The organism is Bradyrhizobium sp. 17 (genome assembly GCF_023073515.1).
GTDB classification, from domain to species: Bacteria; Pseudomonadota; Alphaproteobacteria; order Rhizobiales; family Xanthobacteraceae; genus Bradyrhizobium; species Bradyrhizobium canariense_D.
In genome coordinates this window covers 1-564 of record NZ_JADPJQ010000011.1, presented here as the reverse complement: position 1 = coordinate 564, position 564 = coordinate 1, and the positions used below count along the sequence as shown (strand labels likewise).

Below are 564 nucleotides of genomic sequence, written 5' to 3'. Positions count from 1 at the left end.
ATCTCATCGACAAGCTGGAAGCGATGGTCGAGCAGGGCATGGCCGCCATGGCGGCCGGCGCTGCTGCTGCTGCCGTTGCCGAAGCGCCGCCGCTGGTGCCGGACGCGCCTGTCGCCGTCGAAGCCGCGCCGACCTCCGGCGTGCTGGCCGACCAGAGCCTGGAGCGTCCGCTGCGTCCGGGCGAAGTCTCGCTCGACGAGCTCGAGCGTGCCTTCCGCGAGACCGCGATCGAAGTGCCGGTCCCGGTTGCCAGGGCCGAAGTCAAGGCGGAGCCTCCGCCTGCCGCTGAAGCCCCGGTGCCTGTTGCCAAGGAAGCCGCGAAGGAGACCAAGGCGAAGGACAAGGCCGCGCCGAAGAAGTCGATCGCCGACGAGGGCGCCGCCGAGGGAGCCAGCATCGCCAACCAGTCGATCCGCGTCAACGTGGATACGCTGGAGCATCTGATGACCATGGTCTCGGAGCTGGTGCTGACCCGCAACCAGCTGTTGGAGATATCCCGCCGCAACGAGGACACCGAGTTCAAGGTGCCGTTGCAGCGGCTGTCCAACGTCACCGCCGAGCTGC

General features: G+C 68.4%; 1 pseudogene. It reads left to right on the top strand.

Annotated elements, in window-relative coordinates:
* A pseudogene (locus IVB13_RS01185) lies at positions 1-564 on the top strand (hybrid sensor histidine kinase/response regulator); the annotation flags it as partial.